Source organism: Salinivibrio sp. AR647, assembly GCF_001995415.1.
Classification (GTDB): Bacteria; Pseudomonadota; Gammaproteobacteria; order Enterobacterales; family Vibrionaceae; genus Salinivibrio; species Salinivibrio costicola.
Genome location: NZ_MUFE01000005.1, coordinates 198,455 through 217,263, shown reverse-complemented (window position 1 = coordinate 217,263; position 18,809 = coordinate 198,455). Strand labels below are relative to the sequence as shown.

The window sequence follows — 18,809 nt, the reverse complement described above, 5'->3', positions numbered from 1 at the left end:
TAAGGCGTTTTTGGCAGGGAGCGACATGCTAGACGATATCCTCCGAGTTTCTCAGGATGGGCAACGTGTGTATTTATCGGCCGGTAATACTCAGCACACGAGTGATCAACCGATAGAGAAAAAACAAATTAAGGATTGGTTGGTGCATCACCAGGCCGACGCCTTCTTTTGTTTCGACGATACGATAGAGTCGGCTTTAACCAAGCTGAATACGTCCAACGATGATAGCGAGTCAGAAGACTTTATTATCGCCGAGCGACGCGATGCCACAATAGAAGCCCGTATCGCAGATGATAAGATGACGGCCTATCTTATCGTTAATGGGGCGTGTGGTGGGCGAGGTCTTAAAGGTGATGATATTCTGTCGACACTGCGTGAAGCAAATATTGTTCGTGGTATCAAAAAACCAACCTTACAAAAACTGTTGTCTGCTTCTGGACGATTAAAACCCGGTGAATATCTGGATGTGCCCGTAGCCTTTGGCCGACAGCCAGTGGCAGGAGAAGATGCGCACATTGTCTACTTAATAGAAGACCCCGCCGATCGCGTCCGTCGTCCAAGAGAGCGAGAAGATGGGACGGTAGACATGCGCGACCTCGGTGAAATGGTCATGGTGAAGCAAGGTCAACCTCTCGCAAAACTCGTGCCCGAAACGGCAGGCTATGAAGGCTTTACCGTAACCGGTTCAGTGCTCTCAACGTCATCAGGTAAACCGATGACATTAGCGGCCCACGAGGGCAGCGCATTCAGTAATAAAGATCCTAATATTCTTATTGCGACCATGGCAGGTATCCCGCGTTTGCAAAATGACGGCGTTGCAGTTGACGATGCGCTGAGTTTAGATGTTGTCGATGTAGGCACCGGTCATGTCAATTTTGAAGGCAGCGTCGTCATTAAAGGCGATGTTGAAGTCGGCATGAAAGTGACAGCGTCGGGGACGGTGACAGTCGGCGGTGTGGTTGAGTCTGCCACGATTACCGCGGGAGCTGATATTATTGTTCAGAACGGTATTATTGGTCGACAAGTTGCTGCGGACTCAGACATCAACTGCATCTTAGTGGCTGATGGCAACATAGTGGCGAAATTTGCTCAATACGCGACCTTGTGCGCAAACAAAAACGTCGAGCTGACCTTGCATGCGATGCATTGTAATACGCAAGTGGGGCAGTCGCTTACGATAAGTGACACCACGAAGCGTAAAGGTACACTGGCAGGTGGGAAACATGAAGTCGGTGAAAAGCTTCAGGCGGTCATTGTGGGGGCCAGTGCGGGGGCACATACCTATATCCATTGTTTTCCGAGGTTACCTCTTCTCAAGCGGCAAATGGTTGAACTGAATAAAGATTGGGAAGATAAAACGGCGCAACTCGATAAAGTAAAAGCGGCGGAAGCGAAGCTAGAAGCGTTACCACCCGCCAAACGTGATGCGGCGATGGTCGAGCGCATTACCTCAACAAGAGATAACTTATTTGAAGCGCTTGATGAAATTGAGAAGGCGATAGAGGAAACAGATACCACGATAGAAGCGTCCTATCGTGCAGCCAGTATCACCGCCACTAAATCACTGCTAAATCGTGTACACTGCACCATTGGAGAAGAAAAACACAGTATAAACTCTGAGCATGGCCCTTCGGTTTTGTTTTATGATAATGCAGCGATAGAGCTGAAACCCTACCAGCAAAATAGCTAGCGTTGATTTACAGTGTAAACGCAATTTACAGTGTAAACCCAACGACGGTGTAACCCCAATTTACAGTGTAAATGTTTTATCTTCGGCGACGTATCGTTGCACAAAAAAATCGCGTTACTGAGGTAACGCGATTTTTGATTTGAACGCTTCGCATGCGTCTAACCCTTTAGTTCTCTTTGTCCGTATTACTGAAGATATACCCTTGGAAGCCATTAACGAACAGTTCAGAAAGATGAGCGAGCTGCGCTTCTGTCTCAACCCGTGTGGCAATGGTCGTGATATTTAGATTGTGCGCTGTACGACAAATGGAGGCCAGCACATTGTCTTGCGCATCGTCCTCAATATGGCTTGTATACGCGAAATCAATTTTAACGTAATCGGGCTTAAAGCGTTGCAGATAATCAAGCGATTGAAAATTACGACCGTAATTATCGACCCCGAATTGGAAGCCGGCTTGGCGAATTTGATCCGTGAGCAGACCGGTATGATCGGTATAGCGAACAAATGCCCCCTCTGGAATTTCAAAAAGTAGTTGGCCGGAAAGTCTACGGTGTTGATTCAAGATTGTTCCCAGCCAGCGAATAAAGGATGCGTTGGTTATACTACTCAAGGTCAAGTTCACGGCGAGAGGGCCAACACTTGGATCTTGGTCTAGAGTTTTAAGCACATGTGAAACGACGTGTTTATCTAGAATCTCGCCCATTTGAAGTTGTTCTACCGCCCCTAAGAAATGACCGGCGCCATAATAGTTGCCATCTTTTTCAATTGCTGAGAACACTTCCTGATGGAGGCGGTTGGACTGACTGTCAGTGGCTGACTGATATTTGAACACAAAGAGTTCTTTCGCGACGGCCTCATGAAGCAGTGCTTTCCATTGCTGTTTGCCCATCGCCGCATCACCAATAGAATGGTCGATTAAGGTCAAAGGGTGCTCAGGCGTATTTCGTGCCTGTGAGAGTGCGTTGTCAGCTTGTGACAGCAATACACTGGCCTTTTGGTTGCCGCCGCCATTGACCGCTAACCCGACAGCAACCTTGGGTTGTATCAGCTCTGATGGATCCGCTTGCATGTCGACGACTATGGCAATGACGCGTTCGCCTAATACAAGCAAATCCTCAGAATCGGTGTTGGGTGCCAATACGACAAACTCGTCTTTGCTCAACCTTGCCGCTGTCATGTTATCGTCGCTGATAATGGTGGTTGTTAAGTGGTTGGCGAACTGCTCTACGACAAGATCGCCGGCTTCAAACCCCTGGTTTTCATATGCGTCGCTGATAAGGTCTACTTTGATGAGCGCCATTCCACCAATGCCAGACTCTGTTAACCAAGAATTAAGTTGAGCGACATAAAAGCTACGGTTTCCAAGGCCTGAGACTGGGTCACGATAAGCGGCTTTTCGCAGGCGGTCTGCCTCGTTTGCTTGTTGTTCAAAATAACGCTTAAGTTGGTCTGTCATGACATTGATCGCATTAACGACCGTTTTGAGATCGGTCGTTGGTGGCAGCGGAATGGGATCGCCAAATTTGTTTTTTGCAATCTCGCCTGCTTTTGCGGTAATACGAGCAAGCGGTTTTAGGGATCGTTGCAGTTGCCAGCCGATTATTAATGAAGCAATAACAAAGATGATTGCCATGATTGTGCCGAGTTGAACAAAGGACTTCCATAGTTGTTTATAGGCGTAGCCAGGATGGGCAACGACTTCTACTTCAGCAAGTTGCATCCAGCCGCTGGTGATGGTTTGCTTTTCAGTGATGACGGGGAAAATATCTAGATTGATAAACCACTGCGGCACACCTTGGATTTGGACAGGATATTCTCGCGTAATCTCACTGTTATCAGACAACAAGGTAAGATTAACTTCACGATAGAATCCTCCATCAAAAAAAGCGTTTATCACTGATTCGGCTGCCACCTTATCATCCGATTCAAGGTAGGGTGCGAGCGCTAGCCCCATTGAGTTCACGGTATTGTTGACATCAGAGGTTTGTTGACTGAGTAAAAAATTCCGCGTGGTGTTGAGTTCTATACCGAAGACGCCCAGCACTATGCAGAAGAAAATCACCAGCATCCACGTAAATATTTGATTGAATAACGTCATCGGTGTTTACCTATCGTATTGTCTAATCGGTTTTTGCATTTCTAGCGACTCGACACGAGTGCGCAAATCATTCCAAAGGCCAAGCCTTGAGGCGTTGCCCGCTAGTTCACCTTGTCCACGCTCTTTCATTAACCATAATCGGCTACCATTAAAACTATAGATAGGTAACAGATCGCGGCGTAATGACGCGCGTTTAATCTCTGGATCTAAGTTGTCTAATAGCACCGGCTCGGAAGAAGGGGTTGGGTAATAAGCGACGACCATATGGAATTGGTCAAGGCGGATGGCTTTGACGTAAACAAGCCGCAACTTTTTATCATCGATTCCTAATTCTCGTAGCGAAAAATACTTAGCGATACTAAAATCTTCACAATCGCCAGCAGCAGCACCAAGAAATTCAAGCGGCGTTGCCCAGTAGTCTTTTTGGCCCCACAAGTCGATATCATCAACAAAATACAGTTGGTTGAAAAAATCATTGACGCGGTCGAGCTTATCGAGCTCTGATACATCTTGACTATTTTCGACCATATTCCGCCATGCGGTAACGCGTTTACCTGCACGATCACCGTAAAAGTTAGCGACTTTATCGACCCAGCGTGCTTCCTTTGTCGTCAGTCCAACCGTCCCAAATGAGATAAACAGGATCAGGACAATGATGTGCCATCGCTTCATTACTGATTGTCTCTCTCTTCTAAGGACTTAGTGACATCGCTTGATGCGTCGTTATGTCCAAACATAGTTTAATTTGACCAAGGTCTACTCAGTTTGCCATACCTTAAACATGAGTCATAGCAGTGCAAGATGGCTTTCTAAAAACGCAACTTACTGATATCAAAATAATGTCGAAAATACTGCGCCTCGATGGCCTTTTCCTCGTATCAGTGTGGGTACCTTCAAGTTTAGATGAGCGAGTCACTTTTCACCGTATTGCTAGGAACAGGGTGACTTTGGTTAAACCATAAAAAGTCGCCTGGTAGGCGCCATGTATAGATGAAAATCAACTTGTTAATCAGCGTTTTCCTGCGCAAAATAGTGGAAAGTAAATGAATGGGAGAGAGCAATGGATTTGTCCGATATTCGACGAGAATATACAAAAGGGGGATTGCGTCGCGACGACTTGCCGAGTACGCCAATAGATCTGTTTGAGCACTGGCTGCAGCAAGCGATTGATACTCAGGTGCCCGATCCGACCGCGATGACGATTGCGACTGTTGATGAGCATGGGCAGCCTTTTCAACGCATCGTGTTATTGAAAGATTTTAACCAAGATGGCTTTGTATTTTATACCAATCTAGGCAGTCGCAAAGCGCTACACCTCAAGGAAAATAGCCAAATTAGTTTGCATTTTCCCTGGCACTTTATCGAGCGGCAAGTCCACATTATGGGTGAAGCCGTGCCTTTGAGTAAAAAAGACGTTTTTAAATATTTTACGTCTCGTCCAAAGGAGAGCCAAATTGCGGCGTGGGCGAGTAAGCAGAGTGAACGATTGTCTGCGCGATCGGCGCTAGAGGGAAAATTTTTAGAGCTGAAAAAGCAGTTTGAGAAAGGTGAAGTGCCGGTCCCCACTTTTTGGGGCGGTTATCGTGTGATACCTAAGAGCATTGAGTTTTGGCAAGGCGGTGCGCATCGTTTGCATGATCGATTCTTGTATCAACGGCAAAAAGATGAAAGCTGGGACATTGAGCGCTTAGCACCGTAAACCTGCGGAAGAGGCCAATATAGCGATATATTGGCCTCTTTGTTTGTCGTTTTGTGTCATTAATCTCGAAGCACGATAGAGAGCTGTTGGGTTAACAGGCTTTCTGGTATTGCAGATCCAAACCCTTGCGCGAGTGCGCGTTCAAGTAGCGCCGCTTTGGAGTCAGCCTCGAACTTCTCGCGCAAGTGCGCAAAGTGGTTTTCGATGGTTTTGACGGAAACGGATAAGGTGTTTGCAATGCTCTGCGGCTTTTTGCCGTGTAAATGAAGGAATAGAACTTCCTGCTCACGCGCAGTGAGATGGATATGTGATTGGTGGTGGTGATGATCCGTTTGCGCTTCTTCCGGATGTGTCACCGCATGACATATCCAGTGACCCACTTCTAAAATAGCGGTATCACTCAGCTCTTGGCCACAAAACATCACACCGCATACTTCGCCCTTGTCATTATACCAAGGCGTTTTTGTAAATAAGTGCGCGTACCAGCGGCCGTTCGCGTAAGGATGAATGTCGAGTACACGAAGACGCTTACCCGTTTCCATCACGTAATGATCCTGTGCCTGAAATTGACGCGCAAACCGTGTGGTAGGGCTAGGCATATCGTAGTCAGTTTTACCGATACAGTCTTGTGGCTGTTCGAGGCCGATGAGCCGGCAATATTCAGTGTTGGCATAAACAAACACTGAATGCGTGTCTTTACAGCCCCAACAACCGGGGAGCTGCTCAAGCATAGACAAAGCTGGAGGCACGGGGGAGGGAGAGAGCGGGTGATTCATATAGCTTACCGACGCGTTATTATTGTTTTGAGAGTAACGATTCTGGGTCGATAGTGAAAAGTCGACAAGCTATTGGAGCATAAAAAAAAGCCGGCATAAAGCCGGCAAAGACAAGATTTCCCCGAAGGGAGTTATCCTGTACGACGTGTAGAAGAGGTTGTCTAGATAATTCACTCATACCATGAGGGTAGTTGATATAAGCTCCTTATCTGACTGCACCTAACAGTGTTAGGAACTGCAAACGCGTCTATCGGGACAAATTGCGTTTACAGACTTTACTATATCTAGAAGATTAGACGTTGGGTAGGGGGGCTTTGACCTATTGACACAGGATAAAGCAACTTAATATCAAGATTGTTATGCTGCAAGATGGCAGAGCCGGTAATAGGCGAGTTAACTTTGGGTGGGTAAACGTAGTAAGCGTAAGTAAGAAACGTCCGATATAAAAAACGCCGCTTTTTTAGCGGCGTTTGTTTTATATGTGGGTGAATGCTTAATTTAGCGAGTTTTAATGTGTCTGATAACTCGAAAACCAAGGTAATTAGCACTGGTGTTTTCACCCAACTCTAGACGCTCAGAGGCACGTGAACGCTGAGGAGAGAAGTTCCAAGCGCCACCACGTGCAAGCGGCGTGTCGCTGCCAACCCACTCCCAGACGTTACCCGCGGTGTCATAAACACCGAATGGATTAGGCGGAAAACTTTTCACGGGGGAGGTACGATCGTTAGACCAGACTGTGCCGCTCCAACCGGTGTTCGCATTTCCCACGCCAATGTCATTGCCCCACCAATAGTCACTTTCTGTGCCGCCGCGTGCCGCGACTTCCCATTCAACGTCGTTAGGAAGTGCATAATGTTGCCCAGTTTGCTGGCTGAGCCAATCAATATAGGCGTTGGCGTCGTCTTGGTTAACACACACAACGGGCGAATCAGCCGCTTGATCAAAGCCTGGCTGACGCCAATCTGATTCTAAACTTTGACTGATTTCACCGTTTACCAGCGTATTACAGCCATTGCCTTGTTCCGCGGCAGTGACATACCCAGACGCAGTGACAAAGGCATCAAACTGCTCGACGGTGACAGGTGTGGCGCCTATCGCGAATGATTGCTGAATTGCCACGTTTTCGCGCGCATCAGGGCCCACTTTGTACTCACCGGCGCCAATGACGACCATTTGCGGTGCTTCCAGGTTTTTTGCAACGGGATCAGTAAACTTTTTGCCTGGACTGGGCGGCTGGTTTGGCTGCTCTCTAAGCTTGGCCCATACCACTTGATCTTTACCTAGATAAATTTCTCGATCATAGGGAATAAAGCCGGGTTTGGTCACCGTCAGATCGTGATTACCAACCGGTAACATCAGCTCGACTGGTGTACTGCCATAAGTCACATCGTTGATGGTTACGTTGTCATCATAACGGTTAGAGCGGACAGTCACGTTTACCCAACGTTTTGCCTGCTGCTTACGCTGTGCTTGTTTCTGTGCTTGTGTCGTCTCAACACAGTATCTGTCTTCCAAATCAAGCAAACGGCATGAGGCTGTCTTATCCGGACGACTCACCAGCTCTGCTTTTATCCGAGTAGTGTAATCCGTGCCGCCGGTAAAGCCCGCGTCCATGATCTCGCTGTTGGTCACGTGAATATTGAACGCCACGTTATCAATATTTTGTTTCACAGCGTCTGATTCGGTAACAAAGTTGGTTACCTGACCACGGAACTCTCGAATGGCTTTCTGCATGGTCAAGGTCTTGCCTTGATTTGCACAGGAAGACAGTGTCATGTTTGGCGAACAAGTCAGGCTATGGACAACCTCAATGGTGTCTTTCTGCGTTAGCTCTTTGCGTAGACGCTCTGCACGGGCTTCGCGCATCGCTTCATGCAAGTTTTCTAACGTCGTTGCCAGCAATGCTTGCTCACGCTCGAGTTTTGCCAGATGTTTTTTCTGCTCAATAATCGCGGTTTCGTTGGCAGCCTGTTCGCGCTGCTGATCATTCACCTTCTGCCATGTTTGTTGGTAGGCCTGCTGATACGGGCTAATATCTGTGCTCGGATCGGCAATTAAATCCTGAAATTTTGCATCGAGCTCTGCTTTTGCATTGCTGCGTTTGCGCTTCAGGTTGCTCAGCTCATCTTCTAACGTCGCGCGCTTAACCAGAAGGTCATCCAACTTCGCCTGCTGCAGAGCCAGTTCATCGTTTCGAGACTCCAGTGAATCTTCTTTATCACGGAGTTTCTCTACCAACTCACTGACCGGATCGAGATTATCAGCGGAAGACGCGTTTTCAGCGAACGCCAACTCGGTTAGCAGTAGGGGAGGGAGCGCTAAGCATAACGCTTTTAAATATTTCGTTGTCATAGTTCCCTTGCTTACGCATGTCGCAATAATAATACCTATGTCCAAAAAGTAGACTATCACGGAAACCCGTGTTGCCACGCAAACCGTGTTAATTATTTGACGGCAGTCAGCATTCTGCGACGTGATCGGTGCAACTGTGCTCATGGTTTTAGGTTTATGGAAGATTACCTTAAGCGGTCCCATGCTTCAAATAAGATTGCATGATGACGGATTAAATCGGAAGAATGATCAAGGGGTTGATCGCCCGCGATCGCAGCGAAACGATGATCAAGAGAGGCTTGTCCCCATCGAACCTTGACTAACGCCTTGATATTAAATTGTTTAGTTAGATTTATATCGTCTTTTTTCATCTTGTTAGTCTTGCCTTTTCGATGATCAATCGTAAAAACATGAGGGATCCTTCGCATTTTCAAGGTCAAAATGACATTCGCCGTAAAAAATGCGGTACTTGATCATAGTTCCGTAAAATTGCCATGATGGAAACCACATCCTATGTGATTGGTCGTTTTAGCTATTAGTTAGCCGAGAACAATGGTTAGCCGAGAACAGAGAAGCATTCGCGAATGGGAAGAAAGCGTGCCAGAATAAAGAAGGGTTAACAGACGATGGGCCAAAGATCGTGAATAAGGGAGGAGCATAATGGCTGCATCACCGAAGGTTTCAGAAGTCATTGCCTTACCCAGACAGCCACGGCACCACAGTCATGACTACAAACAAGTGGTCATTGGGCTGCAGGGGCAAACGGAGTTTGATGTTGGTGGACGAGGAAGTCTTATTGGTCCAGGACAGGGCTGTTTGGTCGCGGAATCTCAAGAACATGCTTTTACTGGCGTGGGACGAAACGAAATTTTAGTGATTAACCTTCCTTCGCAAGAATGGTCAGAGCAAGCGTTAATGCATGAAAATATTGCGCGCTTATTTGCTCGTGAGCCTTATTTTCAATTGGATACTCACGCACAAATACTGATCAAAGCATTATCGGCAGAGATGATTGCCAGTCCCTCCGATCCTTTGCTCAGTCGTGCCTGTGCCGATACGTTAATGTGTGTGTTGCACCGTCACTTCCGGGATCATGTCTCTCCTCGTCGCGATGGCCATCGATTAAATATGGATATTATCGATCGCTATATTCATCAGCATATCAGCCGTAAGATCACAGTTGCGCAATTAGCGGGCAGTGTTTTCTTGGCAGAAAGCCAGTTTCATCAATTATTTAAACAACAAGTCGGGACCACTCCGCATCAATATGTACTGGATAAACGCTTTGCATTGGCAAAGCAGCTTATTAAAGACAGTGATCTGACCATGGCTCAAATTGCAGACAGTTGTGGTTTTTCTAGTCAAAGTGGATTTACTAATGCGTTTTCACGCTATTTTGGTCTGTCGCCCGCCAGGTTTAAATGCACACCTTAAGCCAAAGATTATCGCAATTTACTCAGCATTACGTTGCACCACATCGACTCAGCTGCCGATCATTTGTTACGCCTCTATAGCGATCGGCGGCTTTATTTGTTAATCATCGGAGGATTTTGCAATAATGCCGGTGTTTTTTGTAAGACCTTACTGATAGACCACGCATAGAATCGATCGCAGAGTAACAATGACGTAACATTTTCCTGCCCGAGTTTGGGAGGACGTGAGTGAGGATACCGCTATGTTTAAAGCCATCGATGCTATGCAGCCCTCGTTTATCGAGCGCCCATTAGCGAAGATTTGGTCTGAAATCTCTCCGCTTTATTGTGTTGACGAAAGTGAGTGGCTGAAAGAACTCATTCCGCTTGCGCAAGCTTCAGAAAATGAGCGAGAGCAAACACGTCGTCAAGCGACTCAGTTAATTGAGCGGGTACGTGCTGATAAAAAAGCCGTACAAATGATTGATGCGCTGTTGTTGGAATACAGTTTAGACACACGGGAAGGCATTCTGTTGATGTGTCTTGCCGAAGCTCTGATGCGGGTCCCCGACGCGCATACTGCTGATGCGCTTATTCGTGACAAACTCAGTGTTGCTGACTGGAAAGCACATTTGCGCCACTCTGATTCCTTGTTTGTCAACGCTTCCACCTGGGGATTAATGCTAACAGGTAAAGTGGTGACCTTAGATGAGAGCACCGAAGGCAAACCGGCGTCAGTGATCAATCGCCTTGTGAATAAAATGTCAGAGCCTGTGATTCGCCAAGCGATGCATCAAGCGATGAAAATCATGGGTCATCAGTTTGTGCTTGGGCGTGACATTGATGAGGCGCAGAAAAACGGCGAAGGCCCGCGCACGAATGGCTTTACGTACTCGTTCGACATGCTCGGTGAAGCGGCATTAACTCAAGATGATGCCAAAGCCTATCTCAACGATTACTTACAGGCGATTGAGTCCGTCGGCGAGGCGAAAGCCAGTTATCAAGGACCGTCACCATCCGTCTCAATCAAGTTGTCTGCCTTGCATCCACGTTATGAAGCGGCGAATCAAGATCGCATGATGACAGAGATGTTTGAGACGGTTCTGGTTTTGCTGAAACGTGCGCGTGAAAAAGATGTTGCGATCACCATTGATGCAGAAGAAGCGGATAGATTGGAGCTTTCGCTTGCGCTGTTTGAAAAGCTATATCGCGACCCTGTGGTGAAAGGTTGGGGTAAGTTTGGTTTAGTGGTGCAAGCCTACTCTAAACGCGCGCTACCTGTGATCACTTGGTTAGCGGCTTTAGCAAAAGAACAAGGTGATGTGATCCCAATGCGGTTAGTAAAAGGCGCTTATTGGGACAGTGAAATTAAACTGTGTCAGCAAACTGGGCATCACGGTTATCCGGTATTTACCCGCAAAGAAGGGACAGACGTTTCTTACCTCGCCTGTGCACGCTTCCTACTTAGCGAGCATATACGCGGTCTGATTTATCCGCAATTTGCCAGCCATAATGCCCACACGATTGCGGCGATTGCGTCTATGGCGACACATAATGACTTTGAGTTCCAGCGCCTACATGGCATGGGCGATGCGCTTTACAATCACGCCAAAGCCTTGTTCAACACCGACGTGCGTATTTATGCGCCAGTCGGCAGCCATAAAGATTTGTTGCCTTATCTGGTTCGCCGTTTGTTAGAGAACGGTGCCAATAGTTCGTTTGTACATCGTTTGGTTGATGCCCGTTGCCCGATTGACGATTTGATTGCCGATCCGGTTGATACTTTGTGTGCTAATCACACCTTGCACAACGATCGCATTCCTATGCCGCAAGATATTTTTGGGCCCGCCCGTAAAAACTCGCAAGGTGTCGCGACGGATATCGAATCAGAATGGCAACCCTTCCAGGACAGTGTTGTTCCCTTCATGGGCGAGTACCAATGGCAGGCTGGCCCCATTGTTAACGGTCAGCGTTTGAAAGGCGATACGCACGAGATAACCGCGCCCTATGATCGTAATGAGTCCGTAGGTCACGTTGATTGGGCAACGGCTGAACAGGTGAATAACGCCCTCGATATTGCGGCACAGGCTTATCCGACATGGCGAGATACCGAGGTTAGCCAGCGTGGTAAGTACTTACTTGACCTTGCTGATAAACTAGAAGCAAATCTGGGTGAGCTGGTGGCGATCTGTCATCGTGAGGCGGGTAAAACTATCCACGATAGCATTGATGAAGTCCGAGAGGCCGTCGATTTTTTACGTTATTACCCCGAGCAGGCTAAAGCGTTGCAAACGGAGCCACTGGCCTATCAAGGCTTCGATGGACAAGCACAATCGGTGACCTATCAAGGACGCGGTGTCTTTACATGTATCAGCCCTTGGAACTTCCCATTAGCGATTTTCCTCGGCCAAGTTGGCGCGGCGCTTGTGGCCGGTAATACTGTCGTGGCCAAGCCGGCCGAACAGACATCTATTATTGCTTATCGCGCGATTGAGTTGCTGTTAGACACTGGGATCCCTGCTGGGGTGATTCAGCTATTACCTGGCAGTGGCCCTGTGGTGGGAGCGCCTCTCACCGAGGATACGCGTATTGCAGGGGTCGCATTTACCGGATCCACACCAACAGCACACCGTATTACCCGCACCTTGGCAGAGCGCGATGCCGATCCTGTGCCAGTTATCGCGGAAACCGGGGGGCAGAATGCAATGCTAGTGGACAGTACGGCATTGCCCGAGCAGGTGGTGCGCGATGTATTGCGTTCTGCTTTCGCCTCTGCGGGTCAGCGCTGTTCAGCATTGCGTGTGCTTTATATTCAAGAAGACATTGCTGACCGCGTGATTGGCTTAATAAAAGGGGCGATGGCGGAGCTGTCTGTGGGACGCCCAGAGCGGCTATCAACCGATGTGGGGCCAGTGATTGATCAAACGGCGAAAGACAAGCTTCTTGCTCACATAGAACAGATGAAGCGCAGCGGTAAGTTGGTCACGCAAGTTCCACTCTCTGCAGATTGTGATAAAGGAACGTTTGTGCCACCAACGGCGTTTGAAATCCGCAGTATTGATCAACTGAGTGAGGAGCATTTTGGTCCCATTCTACATATTGTTCGCTATCGCGCGGATGCGCTCGATAAGGTGATTGATGATATCAACCAAACAGGTTTTGGCTTAACCATGGGGGTGCATAGCCGCAATGAAACGACCTGCGCCCATATTGAGCATCGTGCTCGGGTAGGTAACTGTTATGTCAACCGTGATCAGGTCGGCGCTGTCGTTGGCGTTCAACCCTTTGGCGGTCGCGGCTTATCGGGTACTGGGCCTAAAGCGGGTGGACCACACTATCTGTATCGCTTTACGCAAGCATCAGTAAACGTGCAACAAGTCGGTTGATATCAGGATCAGGAGAAGCGTCATGCATCAATTAAATAGCGTTTTAGAGCAGTGTGAAGCGGTTTGGGAAGACTGGAATGATCAAACTGTCGCCGGTCGCATTGCGTTATTGCAACGGTGGTCTGACACGGTCGCCGCTCGCGGCGATGACTTTGCCCACGCAGCGAAGATGATTCGTTTTCAGTGTGAGAACGCTCATCGCTTGCTCGATAAGGTACACGAATTGCCTGGCCCGACCGGTGAAACGAACGAGCTGTATACGGCAGGAAGAGGGACTATCGCCATGACAGGTGATGCGTCGCTGACGTCAGTTGCTTTGTGTGGTCAGTTAGCGGCAGCGTTGGTGGCGGGTAATTGTGTCGTCGTGAGTGTGGAAGGTTCGCATGCGGACAATGCCGACGCGGTCATGGCGGATCTTGTTAAAGCTGGATGTCCAGATAGAGTTGCTGTACGTGTCGATTTTGAGGTGTGCAGTGATCTATTTAAGCATCCGCAGGTCATTGGCGTAGCGACGACCGGAACCAAAGAACATGTGCGAGACGTCAATCGTCAGCTCGCACAACGACAGGGTGTGATTGCGACACTGGTTGCGGAAACCGACACTGAGCAGTATTCAGTGATTGGTAGCCCTGACTATGTGTTGCGTTTCGTGACCGAATGCACCCGAACCATAAATATCACTGCTGTAGGTGGTAATGCCACGCTTCTGGAACTCGGTAGTGGTGAACATTAACTTTCCAGACATGGCCCCAATTGGGGCCATGCAATTGAGGGACACATATGATAGACAATAGCTATGCCATCAGTGCAACCTTTCTGGCATATCTCATCATGATGCTTGCCATTGGTGTGTATGCCTACAAACGGACTTCTAACTCCGAAGATTATTTCCTCGGTGGCCGGTCGTTAGGCCCATGGCCCGCTGCGTTGTCAGCAGGGGCATCAGACATGAGTGGGTGGTTGCTGCTTGGGCTTCCTGGCTATGCCTACGCTGCGGGAATGGAATCACTTTGGCTTGCGGGCGGTTTGTTGTTGGGCACTTATCTTAACTGGTTAATTTGTGCCAAACGCCTGCGGACTTACAGTATTGAAGCAGATAACGCGCTGACGTTACCGGAATTTTTTGCTCGCCGTTTTGAGGATAAATCAAAATTGCTGCAAACCATCTCTGCTTTCTTCATTTTGCTTTTCTTCCTTTTCTACACCAGCTCAGGCTTGGTTGCAGGGGGTAAACTGTTCACCACGGTATTCGGGTTTGATTACACCACCGCGGTGGTGATTGGCACGATTTGTGTTGTGTCATACACCTTGTTTGGTGGCTTCTTGGCGGTATCTTGGACTGACTTGGTGCAAGGACTGTTGATGGCCGCGGCCTTGTTGATCGTGCCATTTGTTATTATGGACGGCAGCATTTTCAAATTGGGCCGTGATGTTGCCGCAATCAATCCTGAGCTGATGACGTTATGGCGTGATGTAGATGGTGAGCCACTCACTTGGATCAGTATCGTCTCTTTGGCGGCCTGGGGCTTAGGTTACTTTGGCCAGCCACATATCTTGGCGCGTTTCCAAGCGACTCGCTCCAATAAAGACATTACCACGGCGCGTCGTATCGCAGTGGGTTGGTCTGCATTATCCATGGTCGGTGCGGTCTTGATCGGTTTAGTGGGTATTTTGTACGTGCAGAATGATATGTCAGGCACCCTGGCTGACGGTGAAAAAATCTTCATGTTGTTGGTCAATGCGGCATTCCATCCAGTAATTGCAGGTATCCTGTTGGCGGCAATTTTAGCGGCGATTATGAGTACAGCAGATTCTCAACTATTGGTATCGTCGTCTGCGCTCGCGGAAGATTTTTACAAGCAAGTTTTCCGTCCGGACGCATCGACCCAAGAAGTGGTCATGGTCGGTCGTGGTGCGGTTATCTTGCTGTCTGCGATTGCGCTTGGCTTAGCCATGGACCCTGATAGCTCTGTTCTGGGTCTGGTGTCTTATGCTTGGGCTGGCTTTGGTGCCGCATTTGGTCCTGCCTTGTTGCTCAGCCTGTTCTGGCGTGAAATGAACCGCAATGGTGCGCTGGCTGCGATTCTTGTGGGCGGGATTACCGTGGTGGTTTGGAAACAAATACCTGGCGGTATCTTCGAGTTGTATGAAATCGTCCCTGGCTTCTTGTTTGCGGGCTTGAGTGCCATTATCGTAAGTAAGTTGACGGGCGGGCCAACTGATTCTGTTACTAAACAATATGAATCATATGAAAAGAGCTTAAAGACTATGCCTTAAACGCAATGAGCGTATAAGCCCATTGGTTTATCTTGCATGTAAAACTTATCAGGGAGCGTTTAACGCTCCCTTTTTACATCATCATCACGCAGTATCATTGCTTTGGCGAACACAGTTACGTCCATCGCGTTTGGCCCGGTATAAGGCTTGATCGGCTTTCTTTAACCCATCGACATAGTCTGATGCCTGGTGGTTACTTGCCACGCCAATACTGACGGTAATACTAAGCGAGGGAGCAATATCGTTTAGATCTAACGCCGCAATTCGGCGTCTTAAGCCGTCAAAATAGCGATAACCGTCTGCAGGCGTTCCCGCTAATAAAAGCGTAAATTCTTCACCGCCCCAACGAGCGATATGACGCAAATGTGTCTGCTCGCGAAGAAGTAAGCTACCGACTCGCTGAATAATTTGATCCCCCACCAGGTGAGAATAGTGATCATTAATGCGTTTAAAATGATCAATGTCTAAGATCGCGACTTGCAAATCTGTCCCGGATTGGCGCGATTCTTCGAATACCTGATGCCAATATTCATCAAAGGCTCGTCGATTGGCCAGTCCAGTGAGGGCGTCTTCTTTAGACATTCGTTCGAAGTCATCGGCTTGGGCTTGTAAGGCCTGGGTTTTCTCTTCGACTAACGCTTCGAGTTGGATAGCTTTTTTCTTCATGTGTCGAATACGCCACATAAACGCGGCGTAGGCCGCAAGCACAGTCAGCAAAAAGCCTAGCGCTCGCACATCAGCGCGTTGCCACAGTGATGGCATAACGCTGAAGTGATAACTGAGCACATCATCACTCCAGTCGCTATAAGGATAGCGAGCACTTACTTTAAAGGTGTAATCACCTGGTGGTAGGTTCGTATATTCGGCAATATGGTTTTCATGGCGGTATGCCCAATCAGATTCGAACCCTTCTAACTGCGTTCGATATTGGATTTGCTCCGGCATGGTATACCCGAGGGCGGCATAGGAAAACAAGATACGGTTGGTCCCCGCTGGTGCCTTTCCCGTCGTTTCAGGGTTCATGTCTTTGCTGTCGAATCGTACGGTCTGCATGACTATGGGTAAAGGGTGACTCAGTAGTTGGGATAACCGAGTCGGATTAACGCTAGTAACGCCTTTGGCAGTGGCAAAAATAATGTCTCCACGTGATGTTTTAGTTGCCGCAGGGTTTGAGCCACCGTTAGCTTGGCTGTTCAGCATGCCGTCACTTTGATCGTAATGTTCAAAGTCGATACGCGTGCGTGTTTTATCTGCAACTTGATGGGCGTGATCATAATTGATACGCCAGATACCTCGGTTACTGGATAGCCAAAAGCTTTGATCATCACCTTTCACAATTTGAAAGAACTTATCAATTGGTAGGCCCTGCGGTCTGCCGACTAAAGCTTGGTGGCCGTCAGCTTGTCGATAGCGCACAATACCGCGATCGGTGGCCATCCAAACGTACCCCGGCTCGTGGAAAAAGCCAAAAACATATTGGGCCTGCTCTTGTGCGGAAAAATCGAGTGTAGTGATTGTCTTTTCTAACAGATAGCTGGCGCCGCGACCGGTGCCAATCCATAGCTTATCGGTGTCATCAAATGCCAGCGACATAATGTAGCTGCCAGGTAACGCACTGTTTTGGCTATGATAGAGAGCCTGTTTTTGATAAGGCACTGATGCTGCGGTTGGTGATTTGCTTTGGTGTTGATCAAACTCGACTAAGCCACGTGGTGTTCCCACCCATAAGACGCCATTACGTTCGACAACTGCTCGTATTTCGCTATCTGGTAATTGGTCATTGATGGTGTTGGCCGCCGTGAGTGAGCCTTGGTGCCAGTAGTAGAGCCCTTTTTGATAAGTCCCTACCCATAGTCCGCCTTGCTGTCGATGCGCGAGACTAAGGACTGAAATATTATCGGCGAGTACGCGTGCGTTGCCCGCTATCGTATTAATCTGACTCAATCCTTCGCTGGAACCCGCCCAAACAGTATTGCCGTCACCTCCCAGTACGGTGCGCACGTAGTTACCTGCGAGTCCATTGTCTTTGGTTAAGGTGACAAAAGGGGCGTAACGAAGCCGCATTGCTCCGCCATTAGTGCCTATCCAGATACTGCCCTCATTATCCTCAAACCATGAAAGAATACGATTATTCGGGAGTCCTCGATGACCATCCAGGAAGTCGAGATGATTGTCACGCAGGTGTGCGATCCCACGGTTGAGTGTGCCAAACCAATAGGTCCCGCGGCTGTCTTGTTCGACCATGGTGATCGCTTGGTTGAGCAATGCGCTTGCCAGTGGCGTCCAACGTTCGTTTTTATAGCGCCATGCACCGCTTTCTGATCCCACTAACAATGCGCCATCTTGACTACTGGAAACATAAAATGCTTTGGTAAAAAGGTTATGAAACGAAAGATGAGCGGCGCCGGCGTGTTTGGAAAGCTGGTAAACACCGTCCTCAGTGGCGGCATAAACATGGCCTTGATCGGTTTGTGCTAAGTGGTAACTACTGGTCGTCTTAATAAAATGCTGAGGATCTGGGCTTGGCTGCCTCAGCTGTTTGGACGTGTAATAGAGCACGCCCATCCCCTCTATGGCAAGCCACAATCCTCCAGACTGGTCATGCAGCGCATCGTTAATTAAGCTTGGTGCCACCGGTAAGTTCTGCCAAGAAAAGCCGCTGCGCATCACTAGGCTGCCGCGAGCGCCCCCTGCGTATAATTGGTTATCAGGTCCAGTGGCGAGTGCACGGGTACCGGAGTCTTGCATGTGCGTGTTCGGGCCGCGATCAAACAGGACAAATTCGAGTCCGTTGTAGCGAGCGACGCCTTCCCACGTTGCAAACCACAAGTAGCCATCAGAGGTCTGTTCAATGGCATTGATGCTGTTATGCGGCAACCCGTTGGCCGTTGTCCATGTTTCAATAAAATAGTCAGAAAGCGGGTTATCATCCGCATAGCCTAACGGTGTAAAACCAAGCCAGCAAAAAAGTAAAGTGCATACAAGACGTTGGGCTAGTCGTGTGGGGAAAAGTTTTTGTACGTTCCTTGGATGCATCTTTTGTTCTTTGCTCCGATTGCAAGTAGACTGGCGATTCTATCTTAATCACTGATTGATTCTTGGACATTGTGGTCAGGTTTTAACAGCAAGTTGAGAGAGAT

12 protein-coding genes are annotated in these 18,809 nt (G+C 48.4%); 6 read left to right on the top strand and 6 right to left on the bottom strand.

From position 1 onward, the window contains the following. Nucleotides 1-25: 25 nt before the first annotated feature. Entirely contained in the window at nt 26-1,690 is a 1,665-nt protein-coding gene (locus tag BZG76_RS07770) for a DUF342 domain-containing protein (RefSeq protein WP_077460818.1), read from the top strand. Nucleotides 1,691-1,856: 166 nt separating this feature from the next. On the opposite strand, the gene BZG76_RS07765 is transcribed toward BZG76_RS07770, so the two are convergent. Together BZG76_RS07765 and BZG76_RS07760 are read right to left on the bottom strand one after the other, a co-directional pair. After that, entirely contained in the window at nt 1,857-3,788 is a 1,932-nt protein-coding gene (locus BZG76_RS07765; protein WP_077460817.1) for a bifunctional diguanylate cyclase/phosphodiesterase, read from the bottom strand. 6 nt (nt 3,789-3,794) lie between these two features. Next, nucleotides 3,795-4,460, bottom strand: a complete 666-nt coding sequence (locus BZG76_RS07760) for a transglutaminase-like cysteine peptidase (protein WP_077460816.1) — start codon at nt 4,458-4,460, stop codon at nt 3,795-3,797. 388 nt (nt 4,461-4,848) lie between these two features. Here BZG76_RS07760 and pdxH point away from each other — a divergent pair, with 388 nt between their 5' ends. After that, nucleotides 4,849-5,487: a pyridoxamine 5'-phosphate oxidase gene (gene pdxH, locus BZG76_RS07755; protein ID WP_077460815.1), complete on the top strand. Its 639-nt coding sequence runs from the start codon at nt 4,849-4,851 to the stop codon at nt 5,485-5,487. A 59-nt stretch (nt 5,488-5,546) separates the two neighbouring features. On the opposite strand, the gene BZG76_RS07750 is transcribed toward pdxH, so the two are convergent. The 3 genes from BZG76_RS07750 to BZG76_RS07740 form a co-directional block, all read right to left on the bottom strand. Further along, a complete protein-coding gene (locus BZG76_RS07750) occupies nt 5,547-6,263 on the bottom strand; it encodes a helix-turn-helix transcriptional regulator (RefSeq protein WP_077460814.1) in 717 nt (238 codons plus the stop codon). Nucleotides 6,264-6,761: 498 nt separating this feature from the next. Then, nucleotides 6,762-8,615: an SUMF1/EgtB/PvdO family nonheme iron enzyme gene (locus BZG76_RS07745; protein WP_077460813.1), complete on the bottom strand. Its 1,854-nt coding sequence runs from the start codon at nt 8,613-8,615 to the stop codon at nt 6,762-6,764. 164 nt (nt 8,616-8,779) lie between these two features. Beyond that, the gene (locus tag BZG76_RS07740) at nt 8,780-8,965 is read right to left on the bottom strand and encodes a hypothetical protein (protein ID WP_077460812.1); all 186 of its coding nucleotides are present in this window, start codon (nt 8,963-8,965) and stop codon (nt 8,780-8,782) included. 289 nt (nt 8,966-9,254) lie between these two features. On the opposite strand from BZG76_RS07740, the gene BZG76_RS07735 reads away from it, so the two are divergent. The 4 genes from BZG76_RS07735 to putP all read left to right on the top strand — a co-directional run bounded on the left by BZG76_RS07735 (nt 9,255) and on the right by putP (nt 15,669). Next, nucleotides 9,255-10,028 (top strand): helix-turn-helix transcriptional regulator, encoded by a 774-nt coding sequence (locus BZG76_RS07735; RefSeq protein WP_077460811.1) that lies wholly within the window; start codon nt 9,255-9,257, stop codon nt 10,026-10,028. A 241-nt stretch (nt 10,029-10,269) separates the two neighbouring features. Further along, nucleotides 10,270-13,392 carry a bifunctional proline dehydrogenase/L-glutamate gamma-semialdehyde dehydrogenase PutA gene (putA, locus tag BZG76_RS07730; RefSeq protein WP_077460810.1) on the top strand — a complete coding sequence of 1,041 codons (3,123 nt, stop codon included), beginning with the start codon at nt 10,270-10,272 and terminating at the stop codon, nt 13,390-13,392. 22 nt (nt 13,393-13,414) lie between these two features. Further along, nucleotides 13,415-14,125 carry an aldehyde dehydrogenase family protein gene (locus tag BZG76_RS07725; protein WP_077460809.1) on the top strand — a complete coding sequence of 237 codons (711 nt, stop codon included), beginning with the start codon at nt 13,415-13,417 and terminating at the stop codon, nt 14,123-14,125. 47 nt (nt 14,126-14,172) lie between these two features. Beyond that, nucleotides 14,173-15,669 carry a sodium/proline symporter PutP gene (gene putP, locus BZG76_RS07720; RefSeq protein WP_077460808.1) on the top strand — a complete coding sequence of 499 codons (1,497 nt, stop codon included), beginning with the start codon at nt 14,173-14,175 and terminating at the stop codon, nt 15,667-15,669. Nucleotides 15,670-15,753: 84 nt separating this feature from the next. On the opposite strand, the gene BZG76_RS07715 is transcribed toward putP, so the two are convergent. Continuing rightward, nucleotides 15,754-18,705, bottom strand: coding sequence for a ligand-binding sensor domain-containing protein (locus BZG76_RS07715; RefSeq protein ID WP_077460807.1), 2,952 nt, complete (start codon nt 18,703-18,705; stop codon nt 15,754-15,756). Nucleotides 18,706-18,809 lie beyond the last annotated feature (104 nt).